Source organism: Candidatus Neomarinimicrobiota bacterium (genome assembly GCA_041862535.1).
In the GTDB taxonomy this organism is placed as follows: Bacteria; Fidelibacterota; Marinisomatia; order SCGC-AAA003-L08; family TS1B11.
The window spans coordinates 1-14,644 of the sequence record JBGVTM010000040.1 but is presented as its reverse complement, the minus strand read 5'-3'; the positions used below and the strand labels follow the sequence as shown (position 1 = coordinate 14,644).

The following is a 14,644-nucleotide window of genomic DNA, read 5'->3' as shown; positions in this document are numbered from 1 at the left end:
GTGGATGTGGATACAAAACTTCGCTCGATCTCCCATTCTATGCCGTCATTGGTGGTGCTCGCCAGGCCGTCAGGTGTCCCGATCCACAAGGTTGAATTCCGGGTGTCAAACAGTACCCCGTAGACTTGATCGGCCCATACTTCTTCACCGGTAATTATGTCTGTGGCGGCGCGGAACCGGGCCCAATTGAGGCCATCAAAGGATTTATACAAGCCATTATCCGTGGCTACGTAAATAGCATCCCCCGAAGAAGCAAAGTTGTGCGCCCGCTCACCCAGCAGGGTCATATACCAGGTCAAGCCCCCATCCTCGGTATAGCTCACGCCCCGACGTTCACCGGGTTCTTCCGCGTTGACCGTGGCCGCCCAGATACGCTCGGTCCCATCTCTAGTCACCTGACGATGCAGGGCCACCACCCAGTTCCCGGAAATAGGGCGGTTACCCCATTGGGCTTTGTAATGAGTCCAGGTAATACAGCCGGTCGCGCTGTCGCTGATCCCCTTGTTGAGTCCGGCAGCGGTACCAACCCATACTAGCGAATCATAGGCAATAACCGAAAAGGCTTTGTGATTGTGATGGCCGCCATCAGACGGGTCGCGGGTATTGAGAACGTAGTCTTCAGGTATCGCGTCACAAGAGAAAGTGGTATCATTATCCCGGGGCAGAGGCACAGGGGTCCATTTGTCAGTGGCGGGATTATACTGCCGCAGGCCGCTGGCCCAGCTGGCCGCCCAGATCGTGCCCTGAGACATAGCCACATCATAGGTCACATTGCGGATGGTGGTAGTAACAGCCAGCTGCTGGATCGTATGGCCGGTCCAGGTGAAAGTGATGAATTCATCACTGCCGCTCCGTTCTTGGGGTTGTTCCACATAAGTCCACGTGTTCCCTGAATCCATAGAATAGGCCAGGCCGGCACCCATCACCTCCCCACTGCCGCCAATGACCGTATCCTCCAGCCCAGCCACAACTACCATTGAACTCACCAAATCCAATGCCGAGATACCGCCTTCAGGGAGATTGACTTCGCGGGTGACGTAGGAGCGGTACGTGGTGCCCAGGTCAGGCGTGAGCGACAACCCGCGGGAGGTACCGAAAAATAGGAGCGAATCTCCCCCCGCCCGGATATCGATGATGCTATTGCTGGCCAGACCGGAATAGGAGGTGGAATCATCCAGGTACGAAACGCCGCCGTCCAGAACCTTGGAAAGTGTGTACCGGGCCGGGATCAACTGGGCCCAGAGCAGGCCGGAGAAGGCCACAGGTATTACCAGGCCGTATCTCATTCAATCACCGCCACGTCATGGGTGACCGTATCACTTACAGCGCCCGCATAGTCTTTGGCAATAAAGCGGTAGATGTACGTACCGATCACGGCACTGGAGTCTATCTGAATGATCCGGCTGTAGATACCGTCATGAGCCTCTTCGTCGCCCCAACCCTCCTCATCACCGTTGTCGGCCAGGTTAATAGGCTGGCCCTGGTTAGCCAGGGTACTGTCCGGCTTCAGGGAAGTGAAGCTGACGGAGCGGATGTCCTGCAACCCGTCGGGATCGGTCACGGTAGCCCGGACTATATCGATAGCGACAAAGCTTCCCGGTGGCCGCTGCATAGTATCGGCTGCGGCGACGCTCAGAATAACCGGCCGCAGATTGGCCAGCCGCAGCGTATCGCTGGCGTTGCTCGTGTCGCCGTCGATGAGGGCATAAAACTCAAAACGGACGGAACCTCCGGTACCTTCCGGCAGGGGAGAATTGAACTTACGGGCATAGACTCCATCCAGCGGTAATATATCGCCCCCGGTGGCGTCATCCACTAGTGCCACTTTCACCAGGGAGCTAACCGTCCCAAGGGAATCAGCCAGGAGTCCCGTAGCCAGAAACATTTCGGCCCAGATGGTGTCCAGCTCTACACCCTCGTCAGGGAGGGTCACCGTGACGGCGGCGTAGAAGCGGTTGTCCCTGTCATCATAAGAAGTCTGAGGATTGGACAGAACCGGCACCTCCTCGGAAGGCTCGACGCCGATATAGTCGCAGCCCGGCCAGACTGTGATGGCTACTCCGGCCAATACTAGCAAGCGTTGCAGGTGCTTCATGAAGGGCGCAATATAGGTGGAAATCCGGTGTATGCTCAATTTTTTTCTCTCCGGTACAGCTACGGGGTGCGCCTTCGTGCTCTCATCAGGACGGCGCAAAGCCACTCTCCTCCCACCTCAACTTCCGCCAATGCAAGATCCAGCTGGCAGCAGTGGCTCAACAGGACGCTCTTGTCATCCGCTGACAAACCGGATACCACTGCTTTCCCAGGCGAATCAGACCGGGCATATCGCGTAGGAAGAGGAAAAATCACCGCTCGATTGATATTCGCCAGCACCAGGTCGAAGTTGAAGTCTTCCCATCCACCAGCATCTCCCTGCACGAAGTCCACGCGACCTGTCAAAGCGTTAAGCGCCAGGTTGGTCAGGAAATTTTCCTTACAGTCAGGATCCAGCTCCACCGCAGTCACCCGCTGGGCTCCCAGCAGGGCTGCCGCAATGGCCAGCACGCCGGAGCCGGTCCCCATATCCAGGACGCGCTGTCGGCCGCATCCCAGGTGATCCAGCATCGTGAGGACCAGCCGGGTTGTCGCATGATGGCCAGTTCCAAAAACCATTCCAGGTCGCAACCGGATGAGAATGGGGGCCCTGGAGCGCGTGTCCCACTCCGGTACAATGGTGATGTTTTTCGTCACCTGGATCGGGATGAAGTGTTTCCGCCAGTTCAGGTGCCAGTCCTGCTCCGGCACTGGCAACCAGCTTCGGGACACCTCTTGCACCGCCGGTAATGCCTCCGCCTGTCAAGTCACCCAGGCGGCGTCCACCAAGGGCCGGTCCTGGACTGAAATATACAGATCGATCGCGGCGGGGTTTGAGGGCGCTTCGCAAGTATGTTCCTGGGTCCCGCGTACCCAGGCAGCTAACAAGCCCAGACAGGCTTCCAGGGCCGCGAGAGACCCTGATAGGGTCAGACGCTGCAAATCACTCGCTGCAGCTCTTACAGGTGAAGCCTGTGGCGGCATCAGGGACTTTCGCTGTAAATAAGGGTAACAAGCACCGTTCCCACCGCCTCCAGGCTTTCCGCCGAGCACTTATCAGGGGTATCCTCCAGGGTATGCCAGTAATTCGTCTCCGTATTGGGGTAGTCGAAGTCGATGATATCCACCGCCGGGATGCCAGCCTCCAGGAAGGGTACATGATCATCGTAGATTTGGGGACCCATTTCGAACCGGAATTGGGGGTAACCCAGTTCCTCGGCCAGCCGCCAGATGCGCCGGACCAGCTCCCGTGCATCCCGCCACGAGTTGTATTCCATGGGAAGGGACAGCTCCGCATCCCCCACCATGTCCACCAACACGGCATATCGGGGTCTTGCGCCCTCCAGGAGTTCGTTCATTTGGGCAAGAAAGGCTTTGGACCCCAGAGCAAAATTATCCAGGTCACCGGAGCGACCCATATCCTCGGCATCCACGAATAGAAGATCTACTCCGATCGGGGGCACATTCCGGGCAAAGATGTCGGCCAGAGTCAGCAGGATGGCCACGCCGCTGGCACCGTCGTTGGCCCCCAATATCGGTTTGGTGCGGTTCCTGGGATCGGGATCCTGGTCCGCAATATCCCGGGTGTCATAATGGGCCAGAAGCAGCACATGCTTCCGGGCTGCCGGGTTGAACCGGGCCAGGACATTGACGATAGTAAGCAGACCATCTTCGTAGGGGTGATCTCGGCTGGTAGTCTGGACTTTCAATTTGTGTGCCCGTGGCTCCAGGTACTCTTCCATGAAACCTACCATAGCATCGTGGCCTGGCGAGCCAGGATAACGGGGGCCGAGGGCCACCTGCCGCTCAAGGAGCTCATAGGCCTGGGCACCATCGAAATGGGGGATCGACTGACCGCAGACCACCGCCCCAAAAAAAAGGAGGCCACTCACCAGGAACAGCCGGACCTCCCTGGCTGGGGACACACCTGTCATGATCCTCTGATAGCAATGTTCATATCAAAGCCGACCTTCCGATCGATTTGCCTGCCAAAGATAATACCGTATCGTTCCGTATAAGTGAATTTGAAGCTCCCGGTCACCTTGTCGGTAAAGCTGTAGGTGATGTATGGATTTATGGACCAGTTCTCCGACTTGTCCTTGATAACATAGTTTGCCGTCTCTGCCTTCCGTTCTTCGGTATAGTCGCGTTGGAAGTCAAAGTCTATGTTAAAGTTGATCGTGTTTTGCATTTTGAAATCCCTGAAGAAGGGCAAGGGGATCGTAAGTCCTCCCCGGTGCTGGTAGCCCATAGAAGCCGTTGTCTGCCGGCCTGTCCTCCTCATTTCCCCGGAGTCCCTATAATCCAGGGTTAAGGTTTGACTCGCACGAATGTTGGACGTAATTCCATTATTGAAGTTGATAGTGAAGCCCACCAGAGGCTGGAACTGTCGGCTGTACTTATCAACAGGTGGCCTGTTGTTCTGGATGTTGCGCACATGATTGCCTGAGTAGGCGTGATCAAGGCTTACTTTCCAGGGGATCTTGCTCAGCAGCGGGAGCTTCTCGAGACCCGACCACCGAAGACTCCAGTTCACAAACGGAATGCCCACTTTTTTCGAATCTCCACCCAGGAGTAGGAAATTCACGGTGCGTGTCTGGGTGGATGCGCTGGGACTGGTGGTTTTGGACCACTTCCGTGAAAAGGATAGATTCACATTCACCGCTCGGAAGAGATTCAGGCCGGTACGCCAGGACATATCCTGCTCCTCTCCCACGGTTGCCAGGTTAAGGCCCCCGGTTTGGGTTGTATCGGTAGGCAGCCTTGGGTCGGTGTCAAAGGCCATTCGATAGGCGTAGCCGGGTTGGCCGATGACTGCCTCCTCGCCTGCCCTGCGGGTGTAAGCATAATTGAAAGCGATGGGCGAAACCTTCCCGGCGCCGGTATGCAGTATTTTGAGCAGGGCTTTAATCTGGGGATTAGTTACCTCCAAGGGCTTCTGGCTCTTGGGTGGCTGGTCACCCTCGGCCTGGGAGCTACGGCGCCGGCTATCCGGCTGCCGAGCAGCGGCACCCGCTCTGCCCTCCGGCTTATAGAAGACTTCGAGTATATCCGTCAACTTCACGTTCACGTTCCCGCTGAAACGCCCCTGGGTGGCAATCTTGCCACCCCGATCCGGATCGTCCATCGGCGCGTTCTTGACCCAGCTGTAATTGGCCTGATACATGAACTTAGGTTTGAACCAGCTGATCAGCTCGGGATTGTAACTCGTCGAGAACTGTTCCGTGAACTGGCGCAACAGACCCGGATCCAAAGCCTTTAATGCCTCCAGCTTGTCATACCGGAACTCGTTCAATATGTTGTCGGCATTCCAGCTATAGTCCGTGTTGATGCGGTCGGTAAGGCGGTATTTGGCTTTGACCGACCTGGCCATGTTGAAATTGTACGTCTCTTTAGTGGAGTCCGGCAGGGCGCGAGTCATTCTCCTGGTGAGGGCTTCGGTCAGGTTGGTGGAAAAATCCACGTTAGAGGGCGTGTAATACAACCGGGTATCTTTGACCCGCTCACCCAGCCAGGGAATATTCTCCAGGGCCTTGAAGGGTTCGATATAATTCTCTTCGCTGAACTTGATGGGATAAGCCACTTGGCCGGAAATGCTTTGGGTTTCGTTGCTGGCGATGAGCTCCGTCGACTCCTTTTTCCGGGCATAAGAGATGCTGCTCTTGAACCGGTCAAATGTCTGGCGCACCAGCCAGTGCTTACTACGGGTTGATTTGTCAAAGCTGGTCTTAACCGTGGCCTGCCGGCTGCGGCCCTGGATATCCGGTGGCGCGTGGCGAATATCGCCAGCCAATATATCCCGGCCGGGAAAATACTTGGGCGAACTGATGGCGCTGCTGTAGTTAATGTTGAGGGGAAGACGGACCCCCCAAGCCTGGGGCAGAAACCGATGGGGATTGATGGTCAGATCCACCCGCCAGCTCTCATTGGTTACCGCGTTGCGGGTGACCCGTTGCTGAACCGTGTGGAAATCGGCGTCGCTGCGCGCATAGTTGAATGAAGTGCTCACCAGATCAGCGAAGTTCACCGCGCCACTGAGCCGCATCGCCATACCACCCTCCCGCCGCACATTGGTTAGCCGCAGCTCATCCATCATTACCCGCCCCCGGATGGTCTCACTGGGGTGGGTGTTGATAATCCCCGCGATATACCGGTCGATCCTTTCCAGGGAGGGGTCCCCCTTGATATAGACTTCCATATCCCCCAATTGGTAGCTAGAAATGGTAATGGTATCCGCATCAATAGTAAAGGTGGTGTCTGGGATGACCTCGGGCTTCTTTAATGCGGCCAGCTTGTCCAAGGGGATACTAATCTGGTTGCGTTCATCCCACCCTCGGTGGGTTTCATCAGGTCCGCTGGTGTAGACCGGCTTACGGACTTCATAATACTTGTCCTCACCCTGTGCCAGGCGCAGCCAGAACTGGGCGTAAGTGGAGTTCTCAGAAATGAGACTATCCACCCCTTCCGCATAGACAAACATCTCCATACGGCCATAGACCAGGAAAGTGCCAGTCTGCTTGGGAACCGATTTCTTAAGGGCTCCCTTATATCCCGGTGGGATACCCCAGCGGCGGAAATCAAGCATCAGCGACTGCTCCCGGAGGCGGATTTCGTTGAGGCGGTCGTATTCACCCTGCACACCCGGTGGAGACTCATAATCGGCATTGTCCTCCGAGTTAGCCACGGTGACCGCCAGACTCACCGCTGAATCCACCCTTACGTAGTTCTCTGATCCAACCGGCGCCAGACCCAGCTCCTCCCACTCATTGCCCACGAACTCAATCTTGGCAATCTGAATCCGGGCGTTGAGTCCATTTTCGGCCTTATAACTACCCAGGCTGTCGACCCAAATGCGAAGGTGCTTCACATTATCCCAGCTCACCGTCTTCTCACCCTCATGCAAGAAATCGGAAAGCGGAACCCGGAACAACCGCCACCCGGTAGGCCTCCCATTATCTACCGTAGACCCAGCCACTAACGAAGAGTCGAAATCCAGTTGGCTGGGATCGAGCTGGAAGCTGTAGGTGAAGTAATCGTTTTGATCCTCAGGAAAAATCCCGCCTAGGTGGTCCAGGTCTTCCGAATCGGGGTAGCTGCCCTCCGGGGTCTGGCTGTTGCCTTCGGTGCCATTGATGTTGTCATTCTGACCGCTATTAAGATTGCTCGCCATAGTGTTGAAAAAGTTATCGTCATTGGGGTCGTCAGGATCAGCCAGCCATTCCGATGGCACTCGCTGTGCCAGGTCTTCATCAATGAGGCCGTCGCCATCATCGTCGATGCCATTAAACTCCTCTTCATCTATCCTCCCATCGCCATCGTCGTCGGGAGGCCTCCGTTCCACCATATCAATGGTCCCATTCATGTTGAAATCCCAGTCATTACCATCAACGGTCCCATCCCCGTTGAAATCCCAGAAGTCATCCTCCCCATGGATATTGACACGGAGACATCCACCCATGCCATCTTCGTATCCATCAGGACAGCCATCCAACCCTACGTCTTCGCCCGGATCCAGGAGGCTATTGCCCTCGGTGAAACCGGAGGCAGGACGGTCTTCGGTGTCAATCAATCCGTTGACTTTAATATCCTCGCTGATACTGCCGATATCAATATGCAGCCGCCCGCGGGTCCCTTTGATCCAGATTTCAAAGAATTTGCTCAGGGTTTGGTCATAATCGCTGGTCAGAAGCGGATAAGTCACCCCGCCCCATAGAGAATCAGTGACGATCCCACCGTAGCCTTCTTCAAATAATGCATCCAGAACCAGTACAGTGGTTGTCAGGTTCCGGGCGCGGATGGAAGTTTGACGCTCGGGCCAGATCTCCTTGACACTCACATCGACGTAGGGATTCCACCAGGCTAACTTCCGCCGATCAGCCTGCCGTTTCCCCACTGGGGGCGCAGCATACCGCCAGACCCGATACTGAAGCGAGGGGCTGGTGGTCCGCTTGGCAGCCTCGAAATCGTCCACAAAAGCTTCACCCAAAGGATTAGGGTTGGGGCGAACCTGGGCGATTTCGCCCTCCAGACGAAACCGGCTGGCGGCATCGGTCTCAACCAGCGGAAGGCGATCTACCAGGCGGGTGAGCAGGGGAGTCTCCCGGGCGATACGACCATTAATGTCCCACAGCATATTCTGCACCGGTTCGGATCCCACATCCACCCGTTCGTCCACAATGGATTGGTTATAATACAGACCCGTCGCGCCCAGGAAGGAATCCTCCCCCAGGTCCATCTCGGCGCGGGTGCCCAACATCACCTTCTTATCAAAGGAAATCAGAATGTTCTCTTCGTAGTCGATGGTAATGTCGGGATCGGCACCATACTTGGACATTTCCAGAATAGTCAGGGTTCCACTGAAGTAATCGATGCGGTAATCCCGGTCACGGACCAACGGGTTGCCGTTGATGGAGACAGTTTCGCTGCCCTCCACCAGGTTGAAGCCCAGATTATACTCGCTGGCTCCCAGGCTGGACTGCTTGACCGTGATTTCAAACTGGGACTCTGTGTTCTTTGCATTCGGGTCTTTCGGCTTATAATAAATAGCGGGCACATCCTGTTTCCCATTCCCGTTGAAATCCTCACCGGTATCAAACTTGAAGTTCTGATTGGGATCTTCCAGTATGTAACCGTAGACCTCTTCAAGCGCTTTGTTATTGGTCGCCAGTCCTGGCACATCTGAATAGGCAAACGGGAGCAGGGCCGGGAAATGCAGCTCCCCGCGGACTAGATTCACCAGGTTAATATTGTCCACATCGATAAGCTCATCAGGAATGGGTTCCCGATTCTCGTTCTCCCGATCCAGACCGAAGATGGCTAGGTAGCTTTCACCGTTTGTGAACCGGTCATCACCCTCCGTATTTCCACGGCGGTTGATGATCTTGACCTCGAAGCCTTCGCTACTGATACTGACCCCCCCGAGGCTGTAGACATTCTTGAATTCCAGCGGCCAGGTGGGATGGCTGGCAGTCTGCCCCCGGGCTTTGATGAGCTTCAGGGAAAGATCCGTTTTTACAGTGTCATCAGCGTCGTAACTGATATCCCCGACGACCTGGTAGGCCATGCCACTGGTATCACCCAGCGCATAGGCCACAGCGATCATCTCATAATCGCTGGCGGGGCTCCCGAGCCGAATCCAACCCAGCTGAAAATTAAAGGTATAGTCCACATCGAGCAGCAGGCGCTTGAAGTTGCCCTGGGTGGAATAAGTGGAGTCGATCCTAGTTTCGGGATTAGTGGGATCGACATAGGCGGTACCGGAATAGGTATCGGCCTCTTGCTGCTGGACGGAGCGATATACCTCCAGCTGTACAACCACCCGGCCAGGATTAAATCCATGCCTACCATCTTCAACAAGGGGATAATATTTTTCCCTGAACTGCGTATCGAGAAAGAAGTAGCGGTTCGCCAGGTAATGCAAGTCGCTGATGGTATACTCCTGGGCCAGGGTGCTGGACTTGGACGACTTGCGTGACCGCTCGATGGAAGCCACCGTAGTGATATCTACGGGCCCCAGCTTGGATTCGGCCTTAATACCAAACAGGCCGCTGCTCATGCCACTGCCGCCGGTTGCGAACTGGGTGCCAGGCAGGGAAAGGGAGATATTCCCCGCGTCAATCCGCTGGAGGACCTCGTCCTCACCGCCCTTATAGGCGATCTTCATATCGTTTTCCCACTCAAAATCATTCTCACTGTCCTGGTGCACGAGAACGGAGACTCGCTCACCGATAGTACCCTCAATGTCAAAGCGCTGTTTCTGGTCTACTTCAATATCCCAATTCCGGTTGGCACGGAAGTTGGTGAAGCTTTTCGATCGATCTTTGTAGGCCAGACCGCCGTTGATGTTGACATTCCCAGATACGCGCAGTGATACTCGCTGCCCGGCGATATCCGCACCCAGAAGCTCAATGGTGCGGCCCCGCTGAACACGCTGGGGGTCAACCGGCTGGAGCGTGGAGGTGAGTTTCTGCTTGGTCTGAGCCTGAAAATGATTTTCCATCTGTTTCTGGATGTACCACGCCAGGGGTACCGTGGTGGGTAGCTTCAGGGCTGTCCCGTCATGATCCTCGCGGAAGGTGATCCACATGCCGGTAGAATCGATTTCTGACCATCTTTCCAGGCCAGGAATGTTGTAAGATAGCATATTGTGTGAACGGCGGAGGATATCGCGGGCGTCTTCCGGGGCAATGACCAGCTCCATCCTGGAGGTATCAGGTTCTGTCTGAGATAACGCCGTGTCGCCCGGCACCTCGTCCGAACCGTGAGTGGTATCCTCCTTCGTATGGTAGACCCATCCCACCAGGTTCAGACTGACCGGGGAACTCTGGGGGAAGGGAGCGGCGATGTATCGGGCCAGAAAGTCAGGTTGCCGGACAGGGTGGGTGTAAATAGAGTCCTCGGAGGCCCCCATCCGAATGGATTCCTGCGCTAAAAGCAGCTGGAAACCACCAAAAATAAATACAACAAACCTGAAAGGCGTGCGATGCAGAAACACCCGCCAGCTCCTGATACTCGACAACTAACTAAAAAAACCGGTATCAGTGGTGCCTAGGCAGGGGTCTCCTTGTTTTCGTTACTGATTTTCAGTTGGATGAATAGCTGATGCAGGGCTCTAAAGGCCTGCGCACGATGGGAAATACGATTTTTCTCCTCGTCCGTCATCTGGCCAAACGTTTGTTCAGTGCCCTTAACTTGGAAAACCGGATCATATCCGAATCCGTTACCACCTCTGGGCTCCCTGGTGATGAATCCTTCCACAACACCTTCCGCCACCATTTCCTGGGCGTCGTCCACATAGGCCGCACAGGTACGGAAACGAGCCGTTCGGAGGCCATCAGGCACGTGTTCCATAGCCGCCAGCAATTTCTCCACGTTCTGCTGATAGTCAGCCCGGGGACCGGCAAAGCGAGCGGCCAAAACACCCGGAGCACCAGAGAGGGTGTCCACCTCCAGTCCCGTGTCGTCGGCAATCGCTGGCATTCCCGTCTCCCGGTGAACCGCACGTGCCTTAATTAAAGCGTTGGCCTGCAGAGTTGTTCCCGTCTCCTCCACCGATCTCATCCGGGGAAAGTCATCCAAGGCAATCAGGTCAATGGGCAAATCGGTGAAAATGGCTTTTATTTCCGCCAGCTTATCCTGGTTGCGGGTAGCCACAACGCACTTCATACCTTGATCCGACCCACCGGATACATGATAACCCCCTCAAGCACGGCGTAATTCCGCCTCCAGGGGAAAAACGTGTCTTTGCCAGCTACGCAGATCACCGCGTGATCCTGTCCTGCCTGCCAGCTATTAGCAGCCACCGGGTTTGAGCCCACGTCCTGACTCTCTTTTAAATCCATTGGTTAAATGACCAATAACTTTAACCTCTCACAAGCGGGCAATTCCCCGGTCCTCCGCATCCTTCCCCTAATACGAGCCAGCTGCATAACCCTAAAAATCTATTCCCTCTACAATTGCCTTAATGACTGCCTTCAATGCAATGGGCCAGCCGCTGCCTGAAAAACCCATCGTCAGGACGAGCCATTAGCTTTCAGTTTTAAGTAACTATCTATATTAGGTCAGTCAAATATCGCTGTCAATGGGATTCGCCCAGAGGTTTAGAAAGCAATCAGGCAAGGAAACGCGACTCATCAGACGCGATTAATACTGCTGCTTATTATGCCGGAATCAGGAGGAAGGCTGGGCGACCTGGAGGTGGAGGCAGAACCGATTGCCCGGTTTAGTACTAGTATCGAGCCACAGGTCACCGCCCATACGTTTAATGAGGCCCTGCGCCACGGTGAGGCCCAGTCCCAACCCGGGACCGGACTTGTGCTCCGGCAACCGTGCAAAAGGCTGGAAGACATACTCCCGTTTATCCTCAGGGATACCGGGACCTTGATCTTCTACTTCGACCCGGACAAAGCGTTCACCGGAGCGCACACAACGGAGGGTGACCGTCCCCTTGGCCGGGCCGTATTTGCTGGCGTTATCGACCAGATTACAGAGGACTTGCTCCACCGCCGCGGCATCCACCTTCACCAGGGGCAGGTCGCTCGCCGTCTCTTCGGTAAGCCGGAGATTGCGTCCCTCCAGAATCGGGCGCCAACTGCCGCTTACCCGGCTCACGATTTCTCGTGGATCTTCTGCCTTCAGCTGGATAGGCCAGCTGCCGCTATCCATTCGGCTCCAATTCTCAATGTTCTCAACCAGGTACAACAGTCGATCAACATTTTGATCGATGGCTTCCAGATATTGAAGCTGTTTAGATGACAGTTCACCGCCGAATCTTTCCCGGAAGAGATGGGTAAACTCTTTCAGGACAGCAATGGGCGTTTTCAGCTGGTGGCCGGCTTCCGAGAAAAACCTGCTCTTATCCTGTTCCACTCGCAGACGTTCCTGTAAGTACTTATTGTAGTGTATCGCGTGGATATATTTTTCGTATTTGCCTACCAAGAAAGTCAGCTCATCACTGCTGAACGGTTTGGTGATAAAGTCATCAACACCGAACTGAAGCCGTTCCTCATACGACGCACTGGGCATTTCCGACATCACCACGCCCACTAGCTCCGGGGAAGTCTGCTTTGCTTTCCGGATGACCTCGAACCCGCTGGTATCAGGAAGGGTGCGCTCTACGAAGGCCATGTGGATCCCCTCACGACCCAATAGATCCAACGCCTGAGCGCCATCGCGGGCCACATGCACTTTATAATCCCTGGCCGTAAGAAATTCCTTAAGAAAGGTGCTGCTGGAGAGCTCAGCGTCCACCACCAGGAGCTGCAGTTTCTGTTCGAAGTCCTCGCTGCTACTCATCTTTATTACTGAGGAAAATAAATTGCCAGGGTGATACATTCATTCTGAAGGGCCACATCCAGATTGCCGCCGTGATTGCGCAAGGTATTGAAAAGCAGAGGCAGGCCCAGGTCCCTGGTACTGTCCGGGTCGAGCGCAAATGGATTTAGAAATTCGGTTTCCTCTTCCTGGGAATAGTCAGCCAGAGAGATGGCCATCCGCAAGCAGATGTAAGGTCCGGAGCGGCTATCAAAAATCATGGGCATGAGGGCCTTCTCGTCCAATTCCACGGGGCACAAAGTTATACTCGCAGGTGTTGTGTTGGTCTCTTTAGCCAGATGACAAAGGTTTGTTACTAACGCCCGGACCGCGGGCTCTTCCAGGGGTATCGGCTCCAGATCACCCTCCACGGCAACGGCCACCGTAAAGTTCTGTTCCCGGGCAAAACCGGCGCAAACCTCTCCTACTAAACCTGCAAAATCGGTCTCAGCGACCATTATCTGGCGGGCTTGATAGAGGCCTGCCAAGCGCTCGTTGAGTTTAATGCCTGCCCGCAAAGCCTCGTCCATCGGGGGCAGGAATTTGCGGAGATCCTCCTTATCCGCCAATTGGATCTCCAACAGCGAGACATATCCCTGCAGAATACTATAATAATTGTTAGTCTCGTGAACAATCTTCCGCACCATAGTCTGGAGCGCATGAATCTTGCGGCGAATGCTCTCGTTAAGGGTGATACGATAATCGGTAGAGATTTCTGGTTGTGATGAAGACATGTCTCAGGCCTGGCCATCCTGTCGGGCGTACTTCAAATCTAAGATCTCGTCCTTAATTTTCAGAAAAGCATCCACGCAGGTGGGATCAAAATGGAAGCCGGACTGCTCTTTAATGTAATCTAAGGCCTCTTCCGCAGGCCAGGCCTCCTTGTAGACCCGCTTGGTGGTGAGGGCATCGAAAACATCGGCCACTGTCACGATGCGAGCCGTCAGGGGAATCTCCTCCCCCGCAAGCCCCCGGGGGTATCCATTCCCATCCCACCGCTCATGATGCCCACCGGCAATCTCACAGGCCATTGTCAGGAGCGGCTGATCGGTACCTTTCAGTATTTGCTCACCAATGAGCGTGTGCCTCTCCATAATTTTCTTCTCATCGCGGGTCAGCTTGCCCGGTTTCAACAGGATGTGGTCCGGGGTGCCGATTTTGCCCACATCATGCATGGGACTGGCATAGAGGATCTTGTCCACCAGCTCGGAAGACAACCCTATCTGGTGAGCAATGGCGTGTGTAAAATGGCTTATTCGCCAAATGTGGGCACCGGTGTCGGTGTCACGGTATTCCGCAGCTGTGGAGAGGTGCCGGATAGTATCCAGCGTGGATTCCTTCAGCTGGAGATTGACCTTCTTCAGCTGCTCAAAGGCCTGGTGCAGCTCTTCAGTGCGGATGGACACCTGGGTTTCCAGCTCGGCAGTATAGCGCTTCATATGGTCCCGGTAATCTTTCACCAGCAACAGGTTGCGCACACGGGCCTGAAGCTCGCTCAGGTTTACCGGCTTAATCAGAAAATCGTCTGCCCCGATACTCAGGCCCCGGACCAAGCTTTGCCGATCATCCTGCGCCGTCACCAGAATGATGGGAATATCCTCGGTGGCCGGATTTTCCTTCACCGCCTTACACAGCTCATAGCCATCCATCCCCGGCATATTCACATCGGTAAGGATGAGATCCGGAAGCATCGCGTTGATCTTTTCCAGTCCCTGCCTGCCGTTCTCCGACGTAATTGTTATATAACCAAAGCCGCTGA

General features: G+C 55.1%; 10 protein-coding genes. All 10 read right to left on the bottom strand.

Features of this window, described 5'->3' with window-relative positions:
* Positions 1 to 1,286 (bottom strand): hypothetical protein (locus ACETWG_01675; protein ID MFB0515295.1); only part of this gene is annotated, 1,286 nt, incomplete at its 3' end.
* A complete protein-coding gene (locus tag ACETWG_01670; GenBank protein ID MFB0515294.1) occupies positions 1,283 to 2,134 on the bottom strand; it encodes a hypothetical protein in 852 nt (283 codons plus the stop codon). The genes ACETWG_01670 and ACETWG_01675, both read right to left, overlap by 4 nt.
* A 20-nt stretch (positions 2,135 to 2,154) precedes the next feature.
* Positions 2,155 to 2,805, bottom strand: a complete 651-nt coding sequence (locus tag ACETWG_01665; protein ID MFB0515293.1) for a 50S ribosomal protein L11 methyltransferase — start codon at positions 2,803 to 2,805, stop codon at positions 2,155 to 2,157.
* 251 nt (positions 2,806 to 3,056) lie between these two features.
* Positions 3,057 to 4,007 carry a M28 family peptidase gene (locus ACETWG_01660; protein MFB0515292.1) on the bottom strand — a complete coding sequence of 317 codons (951 nt, stop codon included), beginning with the start codon at positions 4,005 to 4,007 and terminating at the stop codon, positions 3,057 to 3,059.
* Complete coding sequence (gene sprA / locus ACETWG_01655; protein MFB0515291.1) at positions 4,004 to 10,567, bottom strand: cell surface protein SprA; 6,564 nt, start codon at positions 10,565 to 10,567, stop codon at positions 4,004 to 4,006. Before sprA ends, ACETWG_01660 begins: the two co-directional genes overlap by 4 nt.
* A 53-nt stretch (positions 10,568 to 10,620) precedes the next feature.
* Positions 10,621 to 11,238 (bottom strand): RdgB/HAM1 family non-canonical purine NTP pyrophosphatase, encoded by a 618-nt coding sequence (rdgB, locus tag ACETWG_01650; GenBank protein ID MFB0515290.1) that lies wholly within the window; start codon positions 11,236 to 11,238, stop codon positions 10,621 to 10,623.
* Positions 11,235 to 11,390 (bottom strand): hypothetical protein, encoded by a 156-nt coding sequence (locus ACETWG_01645; protein ID MFB0515289.1) that lies wholly within the window; start codon positions 11,388 to 11,390, stop codon positions 11,235 to 11,237. The genes rdgB and ACETWG_01645 overlap by 4 nt, the downstream gene beginning before the upstream one ends.
* Before the next feature lie 352 nt (positions 11,391 to 11,742).
* On the bottom strand, positions 11,743 to 12,867 hold the full coding sequence (locus tag ACETWG_01640) for an ATP-binding protein (GenBank protein ID MFB0515288.1): 1,125 nt from the start codon (positions 12,865 to 12,867) through the stop codon (positions 11,743 to 11,745).
* Positions 12,868 to 12,872: 5 nt separating this feature from the next.
* Complete coding sequence (locus ACETWG_01635; protein ID MFB0515287.1) at positions 12,873 to 13,619, bottom strand: hypothetical protein; 747 nt, start codon at positions 13,617 to 13,619, stop codon at positions 12,873 to 12,875.
* A 3-nt stretch (positions 13,620 to 13,622) separates the two neighbouring features.
* Positions 13,623 to 14,644, bottom strand: a 1,022-nt coding sequence (locus ACETWG_01630; GenBank protein ID MFB0515286.1) for an HD domain-containing phosphohydrolase, incomplete at its 5' end; no start/stop codon positions are given.

Excerpts from the sequence above, each read along its gene's own strand:
- ACETWG_01640 (MFB0515288.1), bottom strand. The coding sequence starts at position 12,867 with ATGAGTAGCAGCGAGGACTTCGAACAGAAACTGCAGCTCCTGGTGGTG.
- rdgB (MFB0515290.1), bottom strand. The coding sequence starts at position 11,238 with ATGAAGTGCGTTGTGGCTACCCGCAACCAGGATAAGCTGGCGGAAATA.
- ACETWG_01660 (MFB0515292.1), bottom strand. The coding sequence starts at position 4,007 with ATGACAGGTGTGTCCCCAGCCAGGGAGGTCCGGCTGTTCCTGGTGAGT.
- ACETWG_01635 (MFB0515287.1), bottom strand. The coding sequence starts at position 13,619 with ATGTCTTCATCACAACCAGAAATCTCTACCGATTATCGTATCACCCTT.